Source organism: Fredinandcohnia quinoae (assembly GCF_022427965.1).
In the GTDB taxonomy this organism is placed as follows: domain Bacteria; phylum Bacillota; class Bacilli; order Bacillales; family Bacillaceae_L; genus Ferdinandcohnia; species Ferdinandcohnia quinoae.
Map to the genome: position 1 here is coordinate 1 of NZ_JAKTTI010000047.1, position 21,212 is coordinate 21,212.

A 21,212-nucleotide genomic window follows, 5' to 3' on the forward strand; every position below is an offset into this window, starting at 1 on the left:
ATCACCTCACTGGGAGTAAAAAAGTGGCAACTGTTGATGAGCAAAGCGTCGAATCGCCTCATTGAGAGTAAGAAATTGGAAATTGGTGATGAGCAAAGCGTCGAATCACCTCACTGGGAGTAAAAAGTGACAACCCTGCTATATTTAAGACAACCTCGAATGTTTAAGTGCCTATTTTTCAAAATTATCTTCAATATAATATGCTGCTTTACCCCTAGCATTTAAAATAAACCTTTTAGAAAGATATCTCTGAATGAGTTGCTTTGGTATAATGCCACCACACCATTCAAATATCGTAACAGTGGTAACTTTTAATTCAGGAAATAGCAGGATAAATTCCCTTATGCTACGTATTAGTGCCGCTTCAACTTTTTCTACAAAACGACACTGAGGACAAATAAACAATTCCCCATTTTTATGAGAAAAAAATGAACGACATGAAATGCACTTTATTCCTTTTTTAAGTGTCTCAAATTCATAAGTTGGAACACGGCTAAATGGAGAATCCTTTATATGTTCGGATAATAAATTATCTGCTAAAGTCCAATGTCTGTCGGTTAATTTAGAGGGTTTCTTGTTCAAACTATTAAGAAATCGCGGAATCTGATTCGGAAAAATGATAGGAAGATCCATTTGTGCTTGATATAGGAAAAAGTTTGGATTAACGAAGATAACGAAGGATTCAATTGAGGGGGAATGATATCCAGCATCTTTAAGTAATTTGCGAAAAAGGGTTTCACTGCGACTTAGCTGTTGGACTGGATTTTGAATCTCGGACCTAGATAATGTGTACCATTTATCATTACTAATAAAAAAATCACCTTCGAAATTTTTCACTTCAAACAAATAGACTTTCTCTTGGGCTAGTATACAAGAATCTATTTGAAACGTATTATTATGAACTTCGAATAATAAATCATTTAAAATTAAACAGTCAACAGATAGACTTTCAATCCATTTGTCAAAAAATAACTCACCTGCGTACCCCTTTTCAAGATTCAAATAATAATTATTGTCTTTTTCTGTAAATGTACTACTTCCCTGTAAGGCTCTTAATTTTAATAATTCTTTTGATTCTTCCCGAATCTTAAGTATCATTTATCACATCTCCTATCTTTATATAAAATAGTACCACTTTTCTGATTTTTAATTTGTGATAATTTTGTGAACTCAAAATTTTAATAGGACCTGCTACATTCAATTTGTCCAAATTTTCTCTTGAAAAGCGGTCTAAATTAAAAAAAGGGCTCGTATACATATTAGTACAAACTGCCTTAGGAGGGGAAAGTATGCGGAAAGTAACAAAATCAACGTTAGCTGCAACAGTTATTGCTTCATCGGTATTACTATCAGGGTGTGGCTTGTTTAGTGTAGAGAAGAAGGTGGATAAAATAGATCCGCCTCAGGATGTAACTATGGATAAATCTACGGATAAAGAAGCTCAGGAAGTTAGTAAGAATACTGATGGGAAGGATGCTGTAACTGATACTGTAAAACGAGACCTATTTTTAATTGACGAAAACGGTTGGGTCGTACCACAGACTGTTGAACTTCCAAATGATCCAGCTGCAGCAAGACAAGTTCTTGAATATTTAGTTGCAGGCGGGCCAGTTGATGAAATTCTACCAGATGGCTTCCGTGCAGTGATTCCGCAAGATACAGAAGTAGATGTGAAATTAGAGGGTAGTACTCTAGTTGTTGATTTCTCAAAAGAGTTTGGAACGTATGAGCCTGAGGATGAAGCTAAAATTTTACAAGCTATTACATGGACATTAACTCAATTTGACACAATTGAAAATGTAGAATTACAAGTAAATGGCTACAAGCTAGATGCTATGCCTGTCAATCAAACACCAATTTCTGAAAGTTTAAGTAGAGCAGACGGTATTAATCTTGATAACAGTGATGTTGTTGATATTACCAATACTCGTCAAGTTACACTATATTTCTACGTAGAAAACAATGATAGTAAATATTATGTTCCAATTACAAAAAGAATTGATAATTCCGAGAAGGACAATATAGCTGCAGTGGTCAATGCTCTTATTAAGGGGCCAAAGCTGACTTCTAATCTACTAAATGGAATTCACCCAGACGCAGAGCTTCTAGGTGCTACCTATAAAGATGGTCTAGTGACTCTAGATTTTAATGAAGCAATCTTTGGAAGTTTTGATGAAAAAGTAGTTTCCAAGCATGTAATCAATTCACTTGTGCTATCATTAACAGAGCAGCCAGGGATTGAGAGTGTTGCAATTACGGTTGATGGTAACGCAGATATTACAAGTGAAGATGGAAAGAAATTATCAGAACCTGTGACTCGACCTGTTAATGTTAATATTGGTAGTTTTTAGACCATTCTTTTTTGATATACTATAATATGAAATAAAAAAGAGGTAGGCAAAATTAGCCCACCTCTTCTTCTGTTATCATATAGGAGGATTTATTAATGAGAAATGATGGACGTGGCAGGGATGAATTAAGGCCTGTACACTTTGAATTGAATTATGTGAAGCATCCGGAAGGTTCAGTGTTGATTAGCGTAGGAGAAACAAAAGTTATTTGCAATGCGAGTGTTGAGGACCGTGTTCCACCATTTATGCGGGGAAGTGGTAAAGGATGGATTACAGCTGAATATTCAATGCTTCCAAGAGCAACTGAACAAAGGAATATTCGAGAATCAACAAAGGGAAAAGTAACAGGAAGAACAATGGAAATTCAACGTTTAATTAGTAGATCACTTAGAGCTGTTATGGATTTAGAAAAATTGGGCGAACGAACGATTTGGATTGATTGTGATGTCATTCAAGCCGATGGTGGCACGAGAACAGCCTCAATCACCGGGGCATTTGTTGCTATGGTGTTGGCTGTAGCAAAGCTTCATCAAGATAATAAAATCTCAGCATTTCCGATTACTAACTTTTTGGCTGCAACTTCGGTGGGAATAGACCCCGAGTATGCAGAAATATTAGATTTGAATTACATAGAGGATTCCAGAACAAATGTCGATATGAATATTATAATGACTGACTTAGGGAAGTTTGTTGAACTCCAGGGAACTGGGGAAGAATCAACATTCTCTCGTGAACAACTAAATACATTACTAGAGCTAGGTGAAAAAGGAATTAATGAATTAATTCATCTACAAAAAAAGGCACTTGGTGAGTACATCGAACTTATAGAAAGAAGGGAAGAGTAGCATGAAGGAATTAATGATTGCTACAAAAAATAAAGGAAAAGTAAACGAATTTAAAGAGCTGTTCTCATCTAGAGGAATTAATGTGAAATCATTGTTAGATTACCCTGAAATAGACGATATTGAAGAAACTGGTTCTACCTTTGCGGAAAACGCAATCATCAAAGCTGAAGCAATTTCGAAATTATTAAAACTACCTGTTATAGCTGATGATTCTGGCCTTTCAATTGATTACTTAGATGGTAGGCCAGGAGTCTATTCTGCTCGTTATGCAGGAGAACAAAAAAATGACCTAGCCAACACTGCGATGGTTTTAGTAGAACTAAAAGATGTTCCGAGTGAAAAAAGAACTGCTCGATTCCATTGTGCTCTAGCTATTGCAATTCCTGAGGAAAAAACATATGTTGTAGAGGGTACGTGTGAAGGACAGATAACAGAAGCACCTAGAGGAGAAAATGGCTTTGGATATGATCCGGTTTTTTACGTTGTTGAAGAAGGTAAAACGATGGCAGAACTTCCTAAAGATGTGAAAAATAAAATAAGTCATCGTGCTAAGGCACTTGTGAAAATGGACAAGCTATTAAATGAATTAGAGGTGTCAGGTAAATGAAGGCATTAATTGTAAGTGATAGTCACGGATTAACAATGGAACTCCAAATCCTTAAAGACCGCCACCAACATGAAGTAGATATCATGCTCCATTGTGGTGATTCAGAACTTGCAATTACCTCTAAAGAAATGAGTGGTTTCTCTGGAGTCCGTGGAAACTGTGATTATGATTCAAACTATCCAAATGATATGCCTATCCCTTTTGGGGGCAAACAAATTTTGCTAACACATGGACATTTATACAATGTAAAAATGACTTTGATGAATTTGCGTTATCGTGCTGAGGAAGTTGGTGCAAATATTGTCTGCTTTGGTCATTCCCACATTGCGGATGCTGAGCTTATTGACAATATCTTATTTATTAATCCGGGAAGTATTAGACTTCCAAAAATGCGAAAAGAACGAACATATGCTATACTGGAAATCATAAATAATGAAGCAATTGTAACTTATTATGATCTCGACGGAAATAGTGTTGACCAATTAACATTACGTACTTCCTTATAAGATGGAGTGAGAAATCACTCCTTTTAAATTAATTTTAAAAAAGTGTTGACATCTAATTCCTATGTAGATATAATAAAAAATGTCGCTGATGAACATTACATGTTTGAGCGGTAACAGAAATGATTAATAATATACATATGTCCCAGTAGCTCAGCCGGATAGAGCATACGCCTTCTAAGCGTACGGTCGGGAGTTCGAATCTCTCCTGGGACGCCATCTAATGAATTTACGAAACGTTTGATATATCCTAAACACTCTGAAATGTTGTTGCACCAACACTTCAAGAGTGTTTTTCTTTTTTGCGCAAAACGATGAAAAACGATAGAAAATCAAATGGAGCGTTTGTCTATATGTTGAATAGGAGAGAATATCGCCAAAATGACTTTTAATCGTTTCTAGGGTGTTTTTGTAGCGTACTAGGGTATTATCCACTATATCTATTTTATAAACTTTCAACCACATTTCAAAATATTCATCAAAAGGATCAATACGTAACTGGGGTACTATCCCTTTTTGCAAATTTGCCTCTTTCTTAGTTTTAAAGCCTCCTTTCTAATTGGTTTTGATTTTTTACCAACCAGTTTTCATAATCCGCAAACAAACCGTATATTTCCTTATATCTTTTTAAAGCTTCATCTAAAAACGATTCAGTAACACCTAAATGTTCAGCTAATTCAATCCGGTTTCTAGTTCAGCTCGAATTGATAAATGAGCTATGAAACATAAGAGTAAGGGAGTGACATTAATTGGAGGCAAAAAAAGTATTTTGTGTAGATTGTGGCATGAAATATTTAATTGTGTGGGATGCTGAGAATTTTCATGATCCAGAGTTTTGTGATGGATGTGGAAGTGATAGTGATTTAAAGGAAATAGATTAAGCATCTTGTTTACAGGGCAAGGCATGCGCTAGGTACGATTAGGATTTTTGGACCTTGCCCTGTAGTGCTCCAAATAGGGGTTTGATATAGCTCTAAAAAGAAAAAGCCTGTGACATTTTAGACATTACAATACGTAAAGAAATCAGGTAGATATGAAAAATTTAACTTTTTTTATTTTTGCATTTTCTATCGGCGAAGATTGCGATAAAGGCACCTGACAAAACAGTCATCCATAAAATGAGTTCCATTTTTTCATCTCCAATCGTTAGTATAATTATTATACGTTCGGTAATGATAAAAGATTCATTTAATGAATCAAAATGATAGAACAGTTCAGTAGATAAAAGCACAGTTTGTCCACTGTGCTTAAAGAGAAAATATTTCAATACCAATAGCTCCCAATGCAAGTTTTAAAGTAACTAGACCTAGAGCAGTTCCAATTATTCTTTTCATTTTGAAGACTCCTCCTTTCTTAAGTTATATGAGGTATAGGTACTGATGGTTTATAAATTAATTGAATAGGAGAAAATGCAATGGAAATTACAGTAAAATCTCAAGCCCAACATTTTCAATTAGCATGTGATAGGTAGGAACCGGCAGTGGGCCATGAAATAAAAGTTGGAGATTATGTTAGACTCAGTATCAAAAGAAGGAACAATGAATTTCTTAATTAAAGTCGGCAAATCTATAAGCAGAATTATTTGATAAACAAGCTGATTTTGACGAAATAGCGTCCTTGGTAAGAATGAAAAAAATACAATTAATGTATGTCTTCTCTATATTTAGTGTTTCTTTTATATGGGTTTCAGTTTATTAAAGAAAAATTATCAATAAAGGGAGAACCCAAGGAAAATACCTCATTGAATATCAATTAGCTTTTGCTGGTAAAGGAAACAAATGATAGAAAGTGATTAAAAAAACGAACTACCCAGAAACTACTGGATAGTCGAAGGAGATATACGATTGGTTCGCCATACAATGAAGAATCGATCTTTTAATGCGGATGTTAATTATTGTATTAGATTGGACCAATACTTGCAGCAATTCTATCTAAAGCTTCTTGTACTGTTGTCGGCGCTGGAACATTCCAATCGCTGAAATTGGTCGGTATATAAGCTAACCCAAATGCATCATCCACTCTTTCTAAAAATGTATTCGTACCTGTTAGCGTTGGGTACTCTTTCTGCAACAATATTGGTTAATTCTCCATGTCCAAGAAAATTAAATTGATTATCATAATACGTTACCTGTACGGTTACAGGTGGTGAAGGCTAGTTCCAATTTTAGCTAATGACACTATAATCCCAAAGCTTTGCCCAGGGGTTGCTGGCACAAATTGTGCGATAAAGGAATTTAAATCACCACCAGGCAATAATGCAGAATAGATACCAGAATGAGAAAACGAGATGGTAGGTATAGCATTAAATACGATCCAAGGGGATAAACTACCCGTCTCAAAGTCGCCATTAATAATTAAATCATTTAGTGACATTGTCTATCTAGCCTCCTTAGTTGAAATTTTAAGTGAATGACTAGAAATTTGATTTATTCTATGATTTATTTTTTGTTTTGAACCGACTGATGAACTATGTTAGATATAAGGGTTAATTGATTCTTCGGAAAAGAGTTTTTTTTGTATTCCTTCATTAACCCTCCTTTTACAAAAAATTTAAATTATTTTTAAAATCTACAAAGCTTGAATTATCAAAGTTGTAAGCGGATACAACTAATCTCACTAGTCAAAATTATCTAATAATTCACTAAAATGGTGTTGACTCCTTAGTAAAATCAGCGTATTATAAGCTCTAATAAAATGCTTTGTTAATAAGAGAATAACTATCAAACAAGAGTGAATTACAGCACAAGAAGGTCCAAAGCAAAACAAAGACATCATTCTAAAAATGTGGTGGGCTCGTTTGTTAATAGGATCATTTTTTGTACCTTGAATTTCACTAGTGTAAAGCGTCTCTGTTTAAACGTACTAAAGGGGTGTTTTTAAGTGGGTGAACAATGGATTTACTTAAATGATCAATTTGTAAAAAAAGAAGATGCAAAGATTTCAGTTTATGACCATGGGTTTTTGTACGGCGATGGAGTTTTTGAAGGAATTCGGGTCTATGATGGTAATGTATTTCGACTGCGAGAACATATTGATCGACTTTATCAATCTGCAAAATCCATTATGTTGAAAATCCCTTATTCAGAGGAAGAATTCATTGATTTAATTGTTCAAACGATTGAGAAGAATAACTTAAGAGATGCGTATATACGACCAGTTGTGTCTCGAGGAGTTGGTGATCTAGGATTAGATCCATTTAATTGTAAAAGAGCAAATGTTGTAATAATAGCTGAACCGTTATCAATTTTTCCAAAAGAATTATATGAAACTGGAATCGAAATTGTAACAGTCGCTACACGAAGAAATCGACCTGATGTATTAAGCCCGAAGGTGAAATCGCTCAATTATTTAAATAATATTTTGGTAAAACTAGAAGCCCATCTTGCTAACGTGAGTGAGGCACTCATGTTGAATGACCAAGGGTACGTAGCTGAAGGATCAGCAGATAATGTATTTATTATTAAGGGGAATAAAATTTTAACACCCCCAGGCTATATTGGTGCGCTTGAAGGTATTACTAGATCAGTAATTATTGAGATTGCAACCAATCTTGGATATGAAATGAAGGAAGAGCCATTTACGAGACATGATGTGTATACCGCAGATGAAGTGTTTCTAACAGGTACAGCTGCAGAGGTTATTGCTGTTGTAAAAGTAGATGGAAGAGTAATCGGTGATGGTATTCCTGGGCAACATACACAAAAACTTCTTAAAGTATTTCGAGAAAAGGTTGTCTCTGACGGAGTCAAGGTTTATAGTGCTCCAACAAATGTAAACGTTGGATAATATAAAACGAAGAAGAGGATAAGTAGTCTTACGATTAAATATCTACAGAGAACCGGGATGGTGGAAACCGGTGTTATTACGTAGGATGAACTCACCTCCGAGTGTTAACTTGAAAGATTTCTCAAGTAAAGTTAACCGGGTGTTTGGTTATTTCGCACCCGTTATCAAAATGAACGACAAATGTTGTTCCTAAAGGTGATCGAAGTTGATCACAAAGAAGGGTGGTACCGTGAAAAGTGACAAATGCCTTTTCGCCCCTTTGACCTTGAATTTTTGGTCTAGTGGGTGGATTGGCTTTTTATTTTGCCAAATTAACTCTTTCCAACAGGTAATTTGAGCATCTTATAGGGTTAACCTGTGGCGAAAGCTTCTGATTTTTCAAAGTAAATTTTGATTAAGCTTGAAAAGTTTGGATGCGAATACGTATTGACGAAATTGATTATAAAAAGGAAGGGATGTAAGCAAAAATGAGTGTAAATGCAAATGTGGAGGAAAAAAGTGAAGCTTCTACAAAATTAAGTGGAGCCATGATGTTGGTAGAGGCTTTAAAGCAAGAAAATGTAGAAGTCATTTTTGGATACCCAGGCGGAGCAGTTCTACCAATCTATGATAAGTTATATGATTCTGGTATTTTTCACGTTTTAACAAGACATGAACAAGGAGGAATCCATGCAGCTGAAGGATATGCAAGGATATCTGGAAAACCGGGTGTAGTTATTGCAACCTCAGGTCCTGGTGCAACAAATATTGTGACAGGACTGGCTGATGCGATGATAGATTCCCTTCCATTAATCGTATTTACAGGTCAAGTTGCTTCTACAGTTATTGGATCAGATGCTTTTCAAGAGGCAGATGTACTCGGCATTACGATGCCAATTACAAAGCATAGCTACCAAGTGAGAGATGTAAAAGACTTACCTAAAATTATTAAAGAAGCATTCTATATTGCTACTAGCGGGAGATCCGGACCTGTATTAATTGATATTCCGAAGGACATGTCAACATTTGAAGCAGAATTTAATTATCAGCAAGAAATTGATCTACCAGGATATCAACCGACAATTCAACCAAATCATTTGCAAATAAGGAAGCTAGTAGAAGCGGTTAGCCAAGCAAAAAAACCAGTTATATTAGCAGGTGCAGGAGTATTACATGGAAAAGCAGCGGCTGAATTGAAGGAATATGCTGTACAACAAAACCTCCCGATTGCCCATACATTACTAGGTCTTGGCGGATTTCCTGCAGATCATCCGCTATTTCTTGGGATGGCCGGTATGCATGGTACATACACGGCAAATATGGCCTTGTATGAATGTGACTTATTAATAAGTATTGGTGCTAGATTTGATGATCGAGTAACAGGTAATTTAAAGACATTTGCTCCAAACGCAACAATTGCCCATATTGATATTGACCCTGCAGAGATTGGAAAAAATGTTCCAACTAAAATTCCAGTTGTTGGTGATGCAAAGGAAGTATTAAAGAAGCTCATTCATCAAAATGGAAAACAAGGTGAATCGAAGGAATGGCATGATAAATTATCAGGCTGGAAAGTGGAATATCCATTATGCTACGAAAATTCAGCCGATGAATTGAAGCCGCAGAAATTGGTAGAGCTTGTATACAAATACACTTACGGAGAAGCAATAGTCACTACCGATGTTGGTCAGCATCAAATGTGGGCTGCTCAGTATTATAAATTTAACAATCCTAATAATTGGGTAACATCTGGTGGGTTAGGAACTATGGGCTTTGGCCTTCCAGCAAGTATTGGTGCACAGTTAGCAGAAAAAAACAAAACGGTTGTTGCGATTCTTGGAGATGGCGGCTTTCAAATGACATTACAAGAGCTTTCGGTTATTCAAGAGTTAAACCTACCAATTAAAATTATTATTTTAAATAATAAGGCTTTAGGTATGGTTAGACAATGGCAAGAAATTTTCTATGAAGAGCGTTATTCACACTCACTAATACCGAATCAGCCCGATTTTATGAAATTAGCAGATGCATATGGTATCAAAGGACTTAAAGCGACTACAGAGGAAGAGGCTGAACAAATTCTTAAAGAAGCCTTTGAATATGATGGCCCAGTTCTTATGGATTTCTGTGTAACACCTAATGAAAATGTCTATCCAATGGTTGCACCAGGTAAGGGATTACATGAAATGGTAGGTGTCAAATTGTGAAAAGGATTATAACTTTACTTGTTAATAATAGGGCAGGTGTACTGAATAGAATAACCGGATTATTAACGAAGCGGCATTACAATATCGAAAGTATAACGGTAGGTCATTCAGAATCAGAAGGAATATCAAGAATGACATTCGTCATTCATGTTGATGAAGAACAGGTTGTTGAACAAATTACGAAACAGTTGAATAAACAAATTGATGTCTTGAAGGTAATGGACATAACGAATCAAGCAATTGTAGCAAGGGAGCTGGCACTTATCAAAGTTTCCTCAACTCCTGCCAATCGAAATGAGATTTATAGTTTGATAGAACCATTTCGCGCATCAATTATTGATGTAAGCAAAGATAGTGTGGTTGTACAGGTAACAGGTGAATTTGAAAAAGTTGAAGCAATAATTGACTTATTAAAACCGTATGGAATTAAGGAAATTGCGCGTACAGGAACAACTGCATTTACGCGTGGTAATCAAAAGGCGGTAACAAATATTAAGCCGTATTCCATCGTTTAATTAATATTTATACATTATAAAAATCAAATTACTTAATAGGGAGAGATTAGAATGACAAAGGTATATTATAACGGGGATGTAAATGATTACGTATTATCAAATAAAAAGGTTGCTGTAATCGGATATGGATCACAAGGTCATGCGCACGCGCAGAACCTACGTGAAAGTGGTGTCGATGTTATTGTTGGACTTCGTCAAGGAAAATCGTGGGAACAAGCAAAGCAAGATGGGCTTCCGGTATTTTCAGTTAGTGAAGCGTCAGAGCAAGCAGATGTTGTTATGGTTTTACTACCAGATGAGTATCAGCCAAAAGTGTATAAAGAAGAAATTGAACCAGCACTCAAGCCAGGGAATGCACTTGTATTTGCTCATGGTTTTAATGTTCATTTTAGTCAAATCGTTCCACCAAGCTATGTGGATGTATTTTTAGTTGCTCCGAAAGGGCCAGGACATCTTGTGAGACGTACTTACCGTGAAGGCGCAGGAGTACCAGCATTATTCGCTGTAGAGCAAGATGTAACAGGAAATGCAAAGGAAATTGCCCTTGCATATGCTAAAGGAATTGGCTCTGCAAGAGCGGGTGTTCTTGAGACAACATTCCAAGAAGAAACAGAAACTGACCTATTTGGAGAACAAGCTGTTTTATGTGGCGGGTTAACCTCACTAGTAAAAGCAGGCTTTGAAACATTAGTAGAAGCTGGCTACCAACCTGAAGTTGCCTATTTTGAATGTTTACATGAATTGAAGCTAATTGTGGATTTAATGTATGAAGACGGAATGGCAGGAATGAGATACTCCATTTCAGATACAGCTCAATGGGGTGACTTTGTATCTGGACCAAGAGTAGTAAACGACCAAGTGAAGGCTGAAATGAAGGAAGTATTAAAAGATATTCAAACAGGTAAATTTGCGAAAGGTTGGATTCTTGAAAATCAGGCAAACCGACCAGAATTTAATGCTATCAATAAACGTGAAAATGAACACCAAATTGAGGTTGTTGGAAGAAAATTAAGAGAAATGATGCCATTTGTTAAGCAGCGAGAAGCAAAAGACGTGGTGGTCTCTAATGCGGAAAATTAATATTTTTGACACAACTTTACGGGATGGGGAACAGTCAGCAGGAGTCAATTTAAATTTGCATGAAAAGCTGGAAATAGCTAAGCAGTTAGAAAGATTGAATGTTGATATTATTGAGGCAGGATTCCCTGCCTCATCTGAAGGAGATTTTCAATCGGTCAAAGAAATTACTAAAATTATTAAAAATTGTTCAGTTACTGGCTTAGCTCGGTCTGTAAAAAGTGATATTGACTCTGCATGGGAAGCGCTAAAGGGCGGGGCGGAACCTCGTCTCCACCTCTTTTTAGCAACTTCACCCATTCATATGACCTACAAATTAAAACAAACACCAGATCAAGTCATTTCGACTGCTGTAGAGACTGTTAAGTATGCTGCAAAATACTTTCCTGTCATTCAATGGTCTGCTGAAGATGCATGTAGGTCTGATCTGTCATTCTTAGTGAAAATAATAAAAGAAGTGATTGATGCAGGTGCAAAGGTGATTAATATCCCTGATACAGTTGGATATATAAGCCCAAAGGAATATGGGGAAAGGTTTAAGTACCTATTCCAAAATGTTCCGAATATTGATAAGGTCATTCTTTCTGCACATTGTCATGATGATCTTGGAATGGCTGTTTCGAATTCCCTATCTGCTGTTGAAAATGGTGTCTTACAGATTGAAGGTACGATTAATGGTATTGGTGAAAGAGCAGGGAATGCTTCCTTGGAGGAAGTTGCAGTTGCATTGCATATTCGCCAAGATTATTATCATGCGAAAACAAGACTTAATCTTTCGGAAATTAAGCGTACAAGTGATTTAGTAAGTAAATTAACAGGGATGATTATTCCCCCGAATAAAGCAATTATCGGCAAAAATGCATTTGCTCATGAATCAGGCATTCATCAGGATGGGGTTTTGAAGGAAAAAACAACCTATGAAATTATTTCGCCAGAATTGGTCGGTGTAAATTCTAATTCAATGGTACTTGGTAAACATTCTGGTAGGCATGCATTTCGAAATAGAATTGTCGAGCTTGGTTATTCACTGGATGATCAAGAAATCAATCGCTTATTTAAGCTTTTTAAGGAGCTTGCTGATAAGAAAAAAGAAATTACAGATGAGGATCTAATAACTTTATTGGTAGATGAGAAGCTAACAGATCAAGAAGACTATTATCATTTGGAAGCTTTACAAGTACAATTTGGTACAAATCAAATTCCAACAGCTACGATTACGTTAACGAATCTAGATGGTGAAAAAATTCAAGAGGCAGCAACGGGTTCAGGAAGTGTGGAAGCACTTTATAATACACTTGAGCGTTGTGTTGGACTTTCAATTTCATTAGAAGATTATCGGATTCAATCAGTCGGAGCGGGCAGGGATGCGCTGGCTCAAGTATATGTAAAGGTAAAACATCAAAACCTTGAAAGTAGTGGTAGGGGCTCTGCACAAGATGTATTAGAGGCTTCTGCAAAAGGATACCTCAACGCTGTTAATAGATTACTAGCTTTTGAAAAAAATATAATTTCATTAGAAAAAGTTGGAGTGTAAGAACGGAAAAAATAAAAGAGGAGGCTATCATTAATGAAGAAAAATATTGCTGTACTTCGTGGAGATGGGGTTGGAAAAGAAGTTGTAAAAGGTGCAATCGAAGTACTTAAAGCCATAGGGGAACAGTATGATCATGAATTTTCATTTCAACATGCATTAATTGGTGGTACAGCAATTGACAAAGAAGGTACTCCTCTCCCAGCAGACACATTGGAAGTGTGTAAGCATAGTGATGCGGTGCTTTTAGGTGCAGTTGGAGGCCCGAAATGGGATCAAAATCCACCACATTTAAGACCTGAAAAAGGTTTATTACAAATTCGAAAGGCATTGAATTTATATGCGAACGTACGTCCAGTAACTTGTTTCAATAGTTTACTTGATGCATCCCCACTTAAACGTGAAATAATTGAGAATGTAAATTTCGTAATTGTAAGGGAGCTGACAGGTGGACTCTATTTTGGAAAGCCAAGTGGTAGAAAAATAGAAAATGGTGAGGAAACTGTCGTTGATACACTTTCTTATAAAAGGGTAGAGATGGAAAGGATCATCGAAAAATCATTTGAAATGGCAAGAGCAAGAAAGAAAAAGGTGACATCTGTCGATAAAGCAAATGTATTAGAGTCAAGTCGAATGTGGCGTGAGGTTGCGGAAGAGGTTGCAAAACGCTATCCAGATGTTGCTCTTGAGCATATGCTTGTAGACAACGCTGCTATGCAATTAATTAGAAACCCAAGGCAATTTGATGTAATTGTTACAGAGAATATGTTCGGTGATATTTTAAGTGATGAAGCTTCAATGTTAACAGGTTCTTTAGGGATGCTCCCATCAGCTAGTCTTTCGAGTAATGGTCCTAGTCTTTACGAGCCAATTCATGGTTCAGCTCCTGACATTGCAAATATGAATATTGCAAATCCAATTGCAACGATTTTATCAGCTGCGATGATGCTAAGACTATCCTTCGGTATGGAAGATGAAGCTAAGGCTGTAGAGAGGGCGGTTGAGCAAGTACTTGCAGCGGGATATCGGACAGCAGATGTCGTTCAATTTCCTAGGAAATCGATTAGTACAACTGAAATGACTGAAAGAATCAAAGAAGCTTTAGTTGAAGATGGAGCAATTTCAAATATCATGTCAGCGTACGCATAATCAATCTAAACATGCACTTTTCGTAACATGAAAAGTGCAGTTATTTTTAAAGGAAGCTTTTCACGCATTAACTGGCAGTAAGCCCCTTAGGAGCAACTGTCAGTAAAAGCCCGAAATTGAACACAGACTAACTACGGCCACATCCTGTGGCAACGTCTGTGTGACCCACATCGTGTGGGCCGCAACTATCAATCAGAACTGCACTGATTGAAGTTTCACTTTATCGAGCAAGCTCGAAAAAATCTGGGCACAAATACGCCAAGGCGCATTTGATAAAGGGGGATATTCATGGCACCAAAGACGATAATCGAAAAAATTTGGGAACAGCATGTGATTAATCGTGAGGTAGGGAAGCCGGATCTACTATATATTGATTTACATCTTGTTCATGAAGTAACATCACCACAGGCATTTGAAGGACTTCGGCTGAAAAATCGTAAAGTAAGACGTCCTGATTTAACCTTCGCTACAATGGATCATAATGTGCCAACAACAGAGGATCGTTTTAATACGAAGGATGAAATTGCGGCAAAGCAAATGAGTGCACTAGAAAAGAACTGTCAGGAATTTTCTATTAAACTAGCAGACTTGCGTAGTCCAGAGCAAGGAATTGTTCACGTTATTGGCCCTGAATTAGGATTGACCCAACCAGGAAAAACAATTGTTTGTGGGGACAGCCATACCTCTACACATGGCGCATTCGGTGCTCTAGCATTTGGAATAGGCACAAGTGAGGTTGAGCATGTTCTTGCAACACAAACACTATGGCAGCAGCGTCCCAAAACCCTTCAAGTAAATATAGTAGGCGAATTAGCGAATGGGGTATCTGCTAAGGACGTGATTTTAACAATCATAAAAAAATATGGAATCAATTTTGGGACAGGTCATATTATTGAATATACTGGGGAAGCAATTCGAAAAATGTCGATGGAAGAACGGATGACGATTTGTAATATGTCAATCGAAGGTGGGGCGAAAGCCGGTTTAATTAGTCCCGATGAAATTACGTTCTCCTATTTAAAAGGTCGAAAATACAGTCCTACTGGTTTTGAGTTTGATGAGGCAGTTTCCAAATGGAGACAATTGGCGACAGATGAGGGTGCTGTTTTTGACAAAGTTCTTGAGCTACGGTCAGACGAAATCCTACCTACTGTTACATGGGGAACGAATCCTTCGATGAGTATTACGATAGATGATAGAGTACCTTTTCCAGAGGATTTTCAAAGGGAAGTAGATAAAAAAGCCGCATTACGTGCTTATGAATATATGGGACTAACTCCAGGTACACCAATAAGTGAGGTTGAGGTTCAACATGTGTTCATAGGATCTTGTACAAATTCAAGAATTAGTGATTTAAGAGAAGCAGCGGAAATCATTCGTGGGCTCAAGGTACTCCCATCTGTTAGAGCAATGGTTGTACCCGGTTCACAGCAGGTGAAGCGCCAGGCTGAGGAAGAGGGTCTTGCTGATATTTTTCGAAAAGCTGGGTTTGAATGGAGAGATGCGGGTTGTAGTATGTGCTTAAGCATGAATCCAGATGTTGTTCCAGCTGGGGAAAGATGCGCTTCCACATCGAACCGGAATTTTGAGGGAAGACAAGGAAAAGGTGCGAGAACTCATCTAGTTAGTCCTGCAATGGCTGCAGCGGCTGCTATTTATGGTAGGTTTGTAGATGTACGAAGCTTACAAAAGACAGTTTCAGGTAGGGAGCGATAGTCATGGAACCATTTATCATTCATAGAGGTAAGGTTGCTGGTCTTGACCGGGTAAATGTAGATACGGATCAAATTATTCCAAAACAATTTTTAAAAAGTATTGATCGAAGTGGCTTCGGTAAATTTTTGTTTTATGATTGGCGCTATCTTTCAGATGGCAGCCCAAATCCTGAATTCGAACTCAATCGGAAAGAAAATGAAGGGGCTACTATTCTAGTTGCAAATGAAAACTTTGGCTGTGGTTCATCTAGGGAGCATGCTCCATGGGCTCTGCTAGATTATGGATTCAAGGTAATTATTGCACCATCATTTGCAGATATTTTCTATAATAATTGTTTGAAGAATCGAATATTGCCAATCAGATTGGAAAAAGGTGATATTGAGTACCTATTTAATGAAGCAAATAGTAGCAGTTATGAGTGTACGATTTCCCTAGAGGATGAAAGAATGCTAGACTCAAAAGGATTTGAGCGTATATTTGAAATCGACCCGTATTGGAAGGAAATGCTCATCAAAGGGTGGGATGAAATCGATAAAACTTTATCATATGAACAAAAAATTATACAATATGAGACTAGGCAAGGTGGGATTTAAATCCTACCTTGTTTTCTTTATTTTTCATTGTTACACTAAAAACTCATACTAGCTTTTAATTAAAAGAATTTGGGGTTGGAAGACTCGATGACTAAAGAAAATAATAAAGATAAAAAAATTATACAATTTCCGAATTTAAAGGAAAGATTATTAGAAAAAGGGCTAGATGCTCTTACGGTAAAGCGATTCAATGATGCACTAGCATTTTTAAGACAAGCACAAGAGCTTGAAAAGGATCATCCTGAAATCGAGCTAGGTATCGTTATTTGCTTGTTTGAATTAGGTCAATTTAATAAAGCAAAAGAAAACTGTTGGCAAATGCTCAAAAAAGATTTAGGGGATTACTTTCACGTTTTACAAATCTATTTAATGATATTAATTCAATTAGGGGAATATAAAGAGGTAGAAACAACGATTGAAGCAGTAATAGAGGAAAATTCAATACCAGAGGAATATTATGATAATCTATTGAATCTTTTAGAACTAAGCAAAAAAATGATTTCCCCTAAGAGTAAAATCGAAATTGAAAGTAAACCAAAGTTAGACTTACATGAACAGCTTCAACAAGTATTACTTAATGAGAATGATGTACATAACCAGCTTCAACTCGTTCAATCTCTGAAGGAACTTAATATACGAACCTATTTAGCCGTTTTCAAGGAGTTTTTGGAGAATGAGGAGAAGCACCCAATTGTTAAGACAATTATCGTGCAATTATTGAATGACAATGGTGTGAATGAAGAGATTGTTGTAAAAAAGAATGGTAGTTCAGTTACTGTAATTCCTGCGGATTTACTTGATACTTCTGCAAACCCATTTGCGCAAAAAGTTCTCTTAATTTTAGAAAATAAGCTGATGAATGATAATCCAACTTTATTTGAAACAGCGAGAGATATTTGGTTACGACATCTGTTTGTTTTATTTCCATTAACTTTAGAGAATGAAAACTCACATATGTACGCTGCAGCGTTACATTTATATAGTGCAGAACTACATGGGTTTGAGATTGCTAATCATGAACTTGAAAATGAATATCATGTCAGCCTTTTTCATCTGAAATATACTCTTGAACGACTTAGGGAGGTCGAAGCAATTTCAGTATTGGATTGAATGACTGTATATTTGGTTATACTTTAAAGAAAACTCGCAGATTGGCGAGCCCTTAGGGCGAAGACAGAGATGTTAGTTATACTTATTTGGAAAAGAAAGGTTATACTTTCTTTTCCGTTAAGAAAAAATATTCTACCTGTTGAAAGCTTTGTATTCTATGTTATAATGTAAGGGTTGTAAAATGCTTGATTACCTTAAATAGGTAATATACGAATATTACATAAAGCATAAAATTTGTTACTCATAATAGATGTTGGAGGGAATATTTATGTCTGCAAAATGGGAAAAGTTAGAAGGGAACCAAGGTGTTCTAACAATTGAAGTTGATGCGGAAAAGGTTAATGAAGGACTTGACGCTGCATTTAACAAAGTAGTAAAGCAAGTGAATGTACCAGGTTTCCGTAAAGGTAAAATGCCACGTGGAATGTTTGAAAAACGTTTTGGAGTAGAATCATTATACCAAGACGCATTGGATATCATCCTTCCTGAAGCATATGCTAGTGCAATTGAAGAAACAGGAATTGAGCCAGTAGATCGTCCTGAAGTTGATATAGAGCAAATGGAAAAAGGAAAAAACCTTATTTTCACTGCAAAGGTTATCGTTAAGCCTGAAGTTAAATTAGGTGACTACAAAGGATTAGAAATAGAAGCATTGGACGAAAATGTAACAGATGAAGATGTTAATAAAGAATTACAAGAACTACAGGAACGCCATGCTGACCTAGTTGTGAAAGAAGAAGGATCAATTGAAAATGGTGATACAGTTGTTCTTGATTTTGAAGGCTTTGTTGATGGCGAAGCATTTGAAGGCGGAAAAGCAGAAAACTACTCACTAGAAGTTGGTTCAGGATCATTCATCCCTGGATTTGAAGAGCAGCTAGTTGGAGTAGCAGCAGGTGCCCAAAAGGATGTTGAAGTAACATTCCCTGAAGAATATCATGCTGAAAATCTTGCAGGAAAGCCAGCTACATTTAAAGTTCAAATTCATGAAATCAAAGCAAAAGAACTTCCAGCTTTAGATGATGAGTTTGCTAAAGATGTTGACGATGAAGTAGAAACATTGGAAGAACTAAAAACAAAAATTAAGACACGCCTAGAGGACACAAAAAAACGTGATGCAGAAAATCATTTAAAGGATACTTTAATTGAGAAAGCTGCAGAAAATGCTGAAATTGACGTGCCAGAGGCAATGGTTCATACAGAACTAGATCGTATGATGAAAGAATTTGAACAACGTCTACAAATGCAAGGTATGAATCTTGATCTTTATTTCCAATTCTCAGGCCAAGATGAAGATGCATTACGTGAACAAATGAAAGAAGATGCTGGTAAACGTGTACGCATTAACTTAACATTAGAAGCAATTGCTAAGCTAGAAAATATTGAAGTAACAAATGAAGAAGTTAATGAAGAAATTGAAAAAATGGCTGAAATGTATAGTACTCCAGTAGAAGATATCAAGAAAATGGTTGGAAATCTTGATGGAGTAAAAGAAGATATAAAAATAAGAAAAGCAATTGATTTTCTTGTAGAAAATAGTAAAAGTGTTGCATAATATAATATAGAGGTGTAACAAGGCGCGACTCGTTCGTGCCTTGTTTTGTACCTTCGGAAATTATATACATAATAATAAGTATTAAGTAGTAGTTTTATTCTGGGGATTATGGGAATGATAAAAAAGGAGGGCGATACATATCACAATTTAAGCAATGATTCACGAGTTCGATTTTACCTACATAATGTTGAAGTGTTTTATTACCTGTTTACACTTAAAATATGGTACAATGCAATACATAACTAAATTTGGAATATTTTCTTTAATGAAAGACAGAAAAAGTCCTCATATATAAGGACGATGAGAAGAGAGAAGAAACAATTAAGGGGTGACATAATGTTTAAATTTAATGATGAAAAAGGGCAGCTTAAATGTTCTTTTTGTGGTAAAACTCAAGACCAAGTGCGTAAATTAGTTGCGGGTCCTGGAGTTTATATATGTGATGAATGTATCGAACTATGTACTGAAATTGTTGAAGAAGAATTAGGTACAGAGGAAGAAGTTGAATTTAAAGATGTACCGAAACCGAAAGAGATCCGCGAGATCCTTGATGAATACGTAATTGGTCAAGATGATGCGAAAAAGTCCTTGTCAGTGGCAGTTTACAATCATTACAAACGTATTAACTCGAATAGTAAGATTGATGATGTTGAATTATCAAAAAGTAATATTTGTATGATTGGACCAACAGGTAGTGGTAAGACATTATTGGCACAAACATTGGCAAGAATTTTAAACGTTCCTTTTGCAATTGCAGATGCAACTTCATTAACAGAAGCAGGATATGTTGGTGAGGATGTTGAAAATATTTTATTAAAATTAATTCAGGCTGCTGATTATGATGTTGAAAAAGCAGAAAAGGGAATCATCTATATTGACGAAATCGACAAGGTAGCTCGTAAAACTGAAAACCCATCAATTACTCGTGATGTATCTGGTGAAGGTGTTCAACAAGCACTTTTGAAAATTCTTGAAGGTTCCGTTGCAAGTGTTCCACCTCAAGGAGGACGTAAGCATCCGCATCAAGAATTCATTCAAATTGATACAACCAATATACTATTTATCGTTGGTGGTGCTTTTGATGGTATTGAACAAATTATTAAGCGCCGTCTAGGTAAAAAAGTAATTGGGTTCGGTTCTGATATTAAATCAGAAGAATTAGATCAAAAAACACTTTTATCGAAATCTCTACCAGAAGATTTGTTAAAGTTTGGATTAATCCCTGAATTTATTGGTCGACTTCCGGTTATTGCGAGTCTTACACCATTAGATGAAGATGCACTAGTTGAAATTTTAACTAAACCGAAAAATGCTCTCGTGAAGCAATATCAAAAAATGCTTGAATTAGATGAAGTGGAATTAGAATTTGAACTAGGAGCTCTCGAAGAAATTGCTAAAAAAGCAATTGAACGAAAAACAGGTGCTCGTGGACTGCGCTCTATCATTGAATCAATTATGCTAGATGTGATGTTTGATCTTCCATCCAGAGATGATATTAAGAAATGTATCATCACTGCTGAGACAGTGAAGGAGAATACTGCTCCTAAGCTGTTATTGGATGATGGAACAATTGTTGCAAATGCTGAAAAATCAGCATAAATAATTAATGAATAAACCCGAGGAATAACAGGAACCCAACCTTTATTCTTCGGGTTTTTTATATATCTAATTGATTGGTCTTAAGCAAA

The 21,212-nt window shown here is 36.2% G+C and carries 19 protein-coding genes, 1 tRNA gene, 1 pseudogene and 1 other annotated feature; of the genes and pseudogenes, 16 read left to right on the forward strand and 5 right to left on the reverse strand.

What is annotated here, in order from left to right; translation table 11 throughout:
- Positions 1–171: 171 nt before the first annotated feature.
- The gene (locus MJG50_RS19885) at positions 172–1,098 is read right to left on the reverse strand and encodes a nuclease-related domain-containing protein (RefSeq protein ID WP_240257523.1); all 927 of its coding nucleotides are present in this window, start codon (positions 1,096–1,098) and stop codon (positions 172–174) included.
- A gap of 191 nt (positions 1,099–1,289) precedes the next feature.
- On the opposite strand from MJG50_RS19885, the gene MJG50_RS19890 reads away from it, so the two are divergent.
- The 5 genes from MJG50_RS19890 (at position 1,290) to MJG50_RS19910 (ending at position 4,525) form a co-directional block, all read left to right on the forward strand.
- A complete protein-coding gene (locus MJG50_RS19890; RefSeq protein ID WP_240257524.1) occupies positions 1,290–2,351 on the forward strand; it encodes a GerMN domain-containing protein in 1,062 nt (353 codons plus the stop codon).
- A gap of 95 nt (positions 2,352–2,446) precedes the next feature.
- Positions 2,447–3,196, forward strand: coding sequence for a ribonuclease PH (gene rph, locus MJG50_RS19895; protein ID WP_240257525.1), 750 nt, complete (start codon positions 2,447–2,449; stop codon positions 3,194–3,196).
- Position 3,197: 1 nt separating this feature from the next.
- Positions 3,198–3,803 (forward strand): XTP/dITP diphosphatase, encoded by a 606-nt coding sequence (locus MJG50_RS19900; RefSeq protein ID WP_240257526.1) that lies wholly within the window; start codon positions 3,198–3,200, stop codon positions 3,801–3,803.
- Entirely contained in the window at positions 3,800–4,309 is a 510-nt protein-coding gene (locus MJG50_RS19905) for a metallophosphoesterase family protein (RefSeq protein WP_240257527.1), read from the forward strand. The genes MJG50_RS19900 and MJG50_RS19905 overlap by 4 nt, the downstream gene beginning before the upstream one ends.
- A gap of 139 nt (positions 4,310–4,448) precedes the next feature.
- Positions 4,449–4,525 (forward strand) — tRNA-Arg (locus MJG50_RS19910).
- Here MJG50_RS19910 and MJG50_RS22420 read toward each other — a convergent pair.
- From MJG50_RS22420 to MJG50_RS19925, 4 genes and pseudogenes are all read right to left on the reverse strand, one after another.
- Complete coding sequence (locus MJG50_RS22420) at positions 4,484–4,771, reverse strand: hypothetical protein (protein WP_431307307.1); 288 nt, start codon at positions 4,769–4,771, stop codon at positions 4,484–4,486. The two genes, MJG50_RS19910 and MJG50_RS22420, sit on opposite strands and share 42 nt — an antisense overlap.
- A 577-nt stretch (positions 4,772–5,348) precedes the next feature.
- Positions 5,349–5,573 carry a hypothetical protein gene (locus tag MJG50_RS19915; protein ID WP_240257528.1) on the reverse strand — a complete coding sequence of 75 codons (225 nt, stop codon included), beginning with the start codon at positions 5,571–5,573 and terminating at the stop codon, positions 5,349–5,351.
- Between the two features lie 632 nt (positions 5,574–6,205).
- A pseudogene (locus MJG50_RS19920) lies at positions 6,206–6,358 on the reverse strand (exosporium leader peptide); the annotation flags it as partial.
- Positions 6,359–6,442: 84 nt separating this feature from the next.
- Positions 6,443–6,679, reverse strand: a complete 237-nt coding sequence (locus MJG50_RS19925) for an NTTRR-F1 domain (RefSeq protein ID WP_240257529.1) — start codon at positions 6,677–6,679, stop codon at positions 6,443–6,445.
- A gap of 507 nt (positions 6,680–7,186) precedes the next feature.
- On the opposite strand from MJG50_RS19925, the gene ilvE reads away from it, so the two are divergent.
- The 11 genes from ilvE (at position 7,187) to clpX (ending at position 21,123) form a co-directional block, all read left to right on the forward strand.
- Positions 7,187–8,092, forward strand: a complete 906-nt coding sequence (gene ilvE / locus MJG50_RS19930; RefSeq protein ID WP_240257530.1) for a branched-chain-amino-acid transaminase — start codon at positions 7,187–7,189, stop codon at positions 8,090–8,092.
- Positions 8,093–8,354: a binding site (T-box leader), on the forward strand. It begins immediately after the preceding gene.
- Positions 8,355–8,559: 205 nt separating this feature from the next.
- Complete coding sequence (gene ilvB, locus MJG50_RS19935; protein WP_240257531.1) at positions 8,560–10,278, forward strand: acetolactate synthase large subunit; 1,719 nt, start codon at positions 8,560–8,562, stop codon at positions 10,276–10,278.
- A complete protein-coding gene (gene ilvN / locus MJG50_RS19940) occupies positions 10,275–10,793 on the forward strand; it encodes an acetolactate synthase small subunit (RefSeq protein ID WP_240257532.1) in 519 nt (172 codons plus the stop codon). Before ilvB ends, ilvN begins: the two co-directional genes overlap by 4 nt.
- 51 nt (positions 10,794–10,844) lie before the next feature.
- Complete coding sequence (ilvC, locus tag MJG50_RS19945) at positions 10,845–11,873, forward strand: ketol-acid reductoisomerase (RefSeq protein ID WP_240257533.1); 1,029 nt, start codon at positions 10,845–10,847, stop codon at positions 11,871–11,873.
- Positions 11,860–13,404: a 2-isopropylmalate synthase gene (locus MJG50_RS19950; protein WP_240257534.1), complete on the forward strand. Its 1,545-nt coding sequence runs from the start codon at positions 11,860–11,862 to the stop codon at positions 13,402–13,404. The genes ilvC and MJG50_RS19950 overlap by 14 nt, the downstream gene beginning before the upstream one ends.
- A 33-nt stretch (positions 13,405–13,437) precedes the next feature.
- Entirely contained in the window at positions 13,438–14,550 is a 1,113-nt protein-coding gene (leuB, locus tag MJG50_RS19955) for a 3-isopropylmalate dehydrogenase (RefSeq protein ID WP_240257535.1), read from the forward strand.
- 288 nt (positions 14,551–14,838) lie between these two features.
- Positions 14,839–16,266, forward strand: a complete 1,428-nt coding sequence (gene leuC / locus MJG50_RS19960; RefSeq protein ID WP_240257536.1) for a 3-isopropylmalate dehydratase large subunit — start codon at positions 14,839–14,841, stop codon at positions 16,264–16,266.
- Between the two features lie 2 nt (positions 16,267–16,268).
- Positions 16,269–16,859, forward strand: a complete 591-nt coding sequence (leuD, locus tag MJG50_RS19965) for a 3-isopropylmalate dehydratase small subunit (RefSeq protein ID WP_240257537.1) — start codon at positions 16,269–16,271, stop codon at positions 16,857–16,859.
- Positions 16,860–16,946: 87 nt separating this feature from the next.
- A complete protein-coding gene (locus MJG50_RS19970; RefSeq protein ID WP_240257538.1) occupies positions 16,947–17,969 on the forward strand; it encodes a tetratricopeptide repeat protein in 1,023 nt (340 codons plus the stop codon).
- Positions 17,970–18,237: 268 nt separating this feature from the next.
- Positions 18,238–19,524, forward strand: a complete 1,287-nt coding sequence (gene tig, locus MJG50_RS19975; protein ID WP_240257539.1) for a trigger factor — start codon at positions 18,238–18,240, stop codon at positions 19,522–19,524.
- A 336-nt stretch (positions 19,525–19,860) separates the two neighbouring features.
- Positions 19,861–21,123, forward strand: a complete 1,263-nt coding sequence (gene clpX / locus MJG50_RS19980; RefSeq protein ID WP_240257540.1) for an ATP-dependent protease ATP-binding subunit ClpX — start codon at positions 19,861–19,863, stop codon at positions 21,121–21,123.
- Positions 21,124–21,212: the final 89 nt, after the last annotated feature.

What these genes read in the sequence shown, in the direction of transcription:
- MJG50_RS19885 (WP_240257523.1), bottom strand. Translation starts at nt 1,098, where the DNA reads ATGATACTTAAGATTCGGGAAGAATCAAAAGAATTATTAAAATTAAGA.
- MJG50_RS19890 (WP_240257524.1), top strand. Translation starts at nt 1,290, where the DNA reads ATGCGGAAAGTAACAAAATCAACGTTAGCTGCAACAGTTATTGCTTCA.
- rph (WP_240257525.1), top strand. Translation starts at nt 2,447, where the DNA reads ATGAGAAATGATGGACGTGGCAGGGATGAATTAAGGCCTGTACACTTT.
- MJG50_RS19900 (WP_240257526.1), top strand. Translation starts at nt 3,198, where the DNA reads ATGAAGGAATTAATGATTGCTACAAAAAATAAAGGAAAAGTAAACGAA.
- MJG50_RS19905 (WP_240257527.1), top strand. Translation starts at nt 3,800, where the DNA reads ATGAAGGCATTAATTGTAAGTGATAGTCACGGATTAACAATGGAACTC.
- MJG50_RS22420 (WP_431307307.1), bottom strand. Translation starts at nt 4,771, where the DNA reads ATGTGGTTGAAAGTTTATAAAATAGATATAGTGGATAATACCCTAGTA.
- MJG50_RS19925 (WP_240257529.1), bottom strand. Translation starts at nt 6,679, where the DNA reads ATGTCACTAAATGATTTAATTATTAATGGCGACTTTGAGACGGGTAGT.
- ilvB (WP_240257531.1), top strand. Translation starts at nt 8,560, where the DNA reads ATGAGTGTAAATGCAAATGTGGAGGAAAAAAGTGAAGCTTCTACAAAA.
- ilvC (WP_240257533.1), top strand. Translation starts at nt 10,845, where the DNA reads ATGACAAAGGTATATTATAACGGGGATGTAAATGATTACGTATTATCA.
- MJG50_RS19950 (WP_240257534.1), top strand. Translation starts at nt 11,860, where the DNA reads ATGCGGAAAATTAATATTTTTGACACAACTTTACGGGATGGGGAACAG.
- leuB (WP_240257535.1), top strand. Translation starts at nt 13,438, where the DNA reads ATGAAGAAAAATATTGCTGTACTTCGTGGAGATGGGGTTGGAAAAGAA.
- leuC (WP_240257536.1), top strand. Translation starts at nt 14,839, where the DNA reads ATGGCACCAAAGACGATAATCGAAAAAATTTGGGAACAGCATGTGATT.
- leuD (WP_240257537.1), top strand. Translation starts at nt 16,269, where the DNA reads ATGGAACCATTTATCATTCATAGAGGTAAGGTTGCTGGTCTTGACCGG.
- MJG50_RS19970 (WP_240257538.1), top strand. Translation starts at nt 16,947, where the DNA reads ATGACTAAAGAAAATAATAAAGATAAAAAAATTATACAATTTCCGAAT.
- tig (WP_240257539.1), top strand. Translation starts at nt 18,238, where the DNA reads ATGTCTGCAAAATGGGAAAAGTTAGAAGGGAACCAAGGTGTTCTAACA.
- clpX (WP_240257540.1), top strand. Translation starts at nt 19,861, where the DNA reads ATGTTTAAATTTAATGATGAAAAAGGGCAGCTTAAATGTTCTTTTTGT.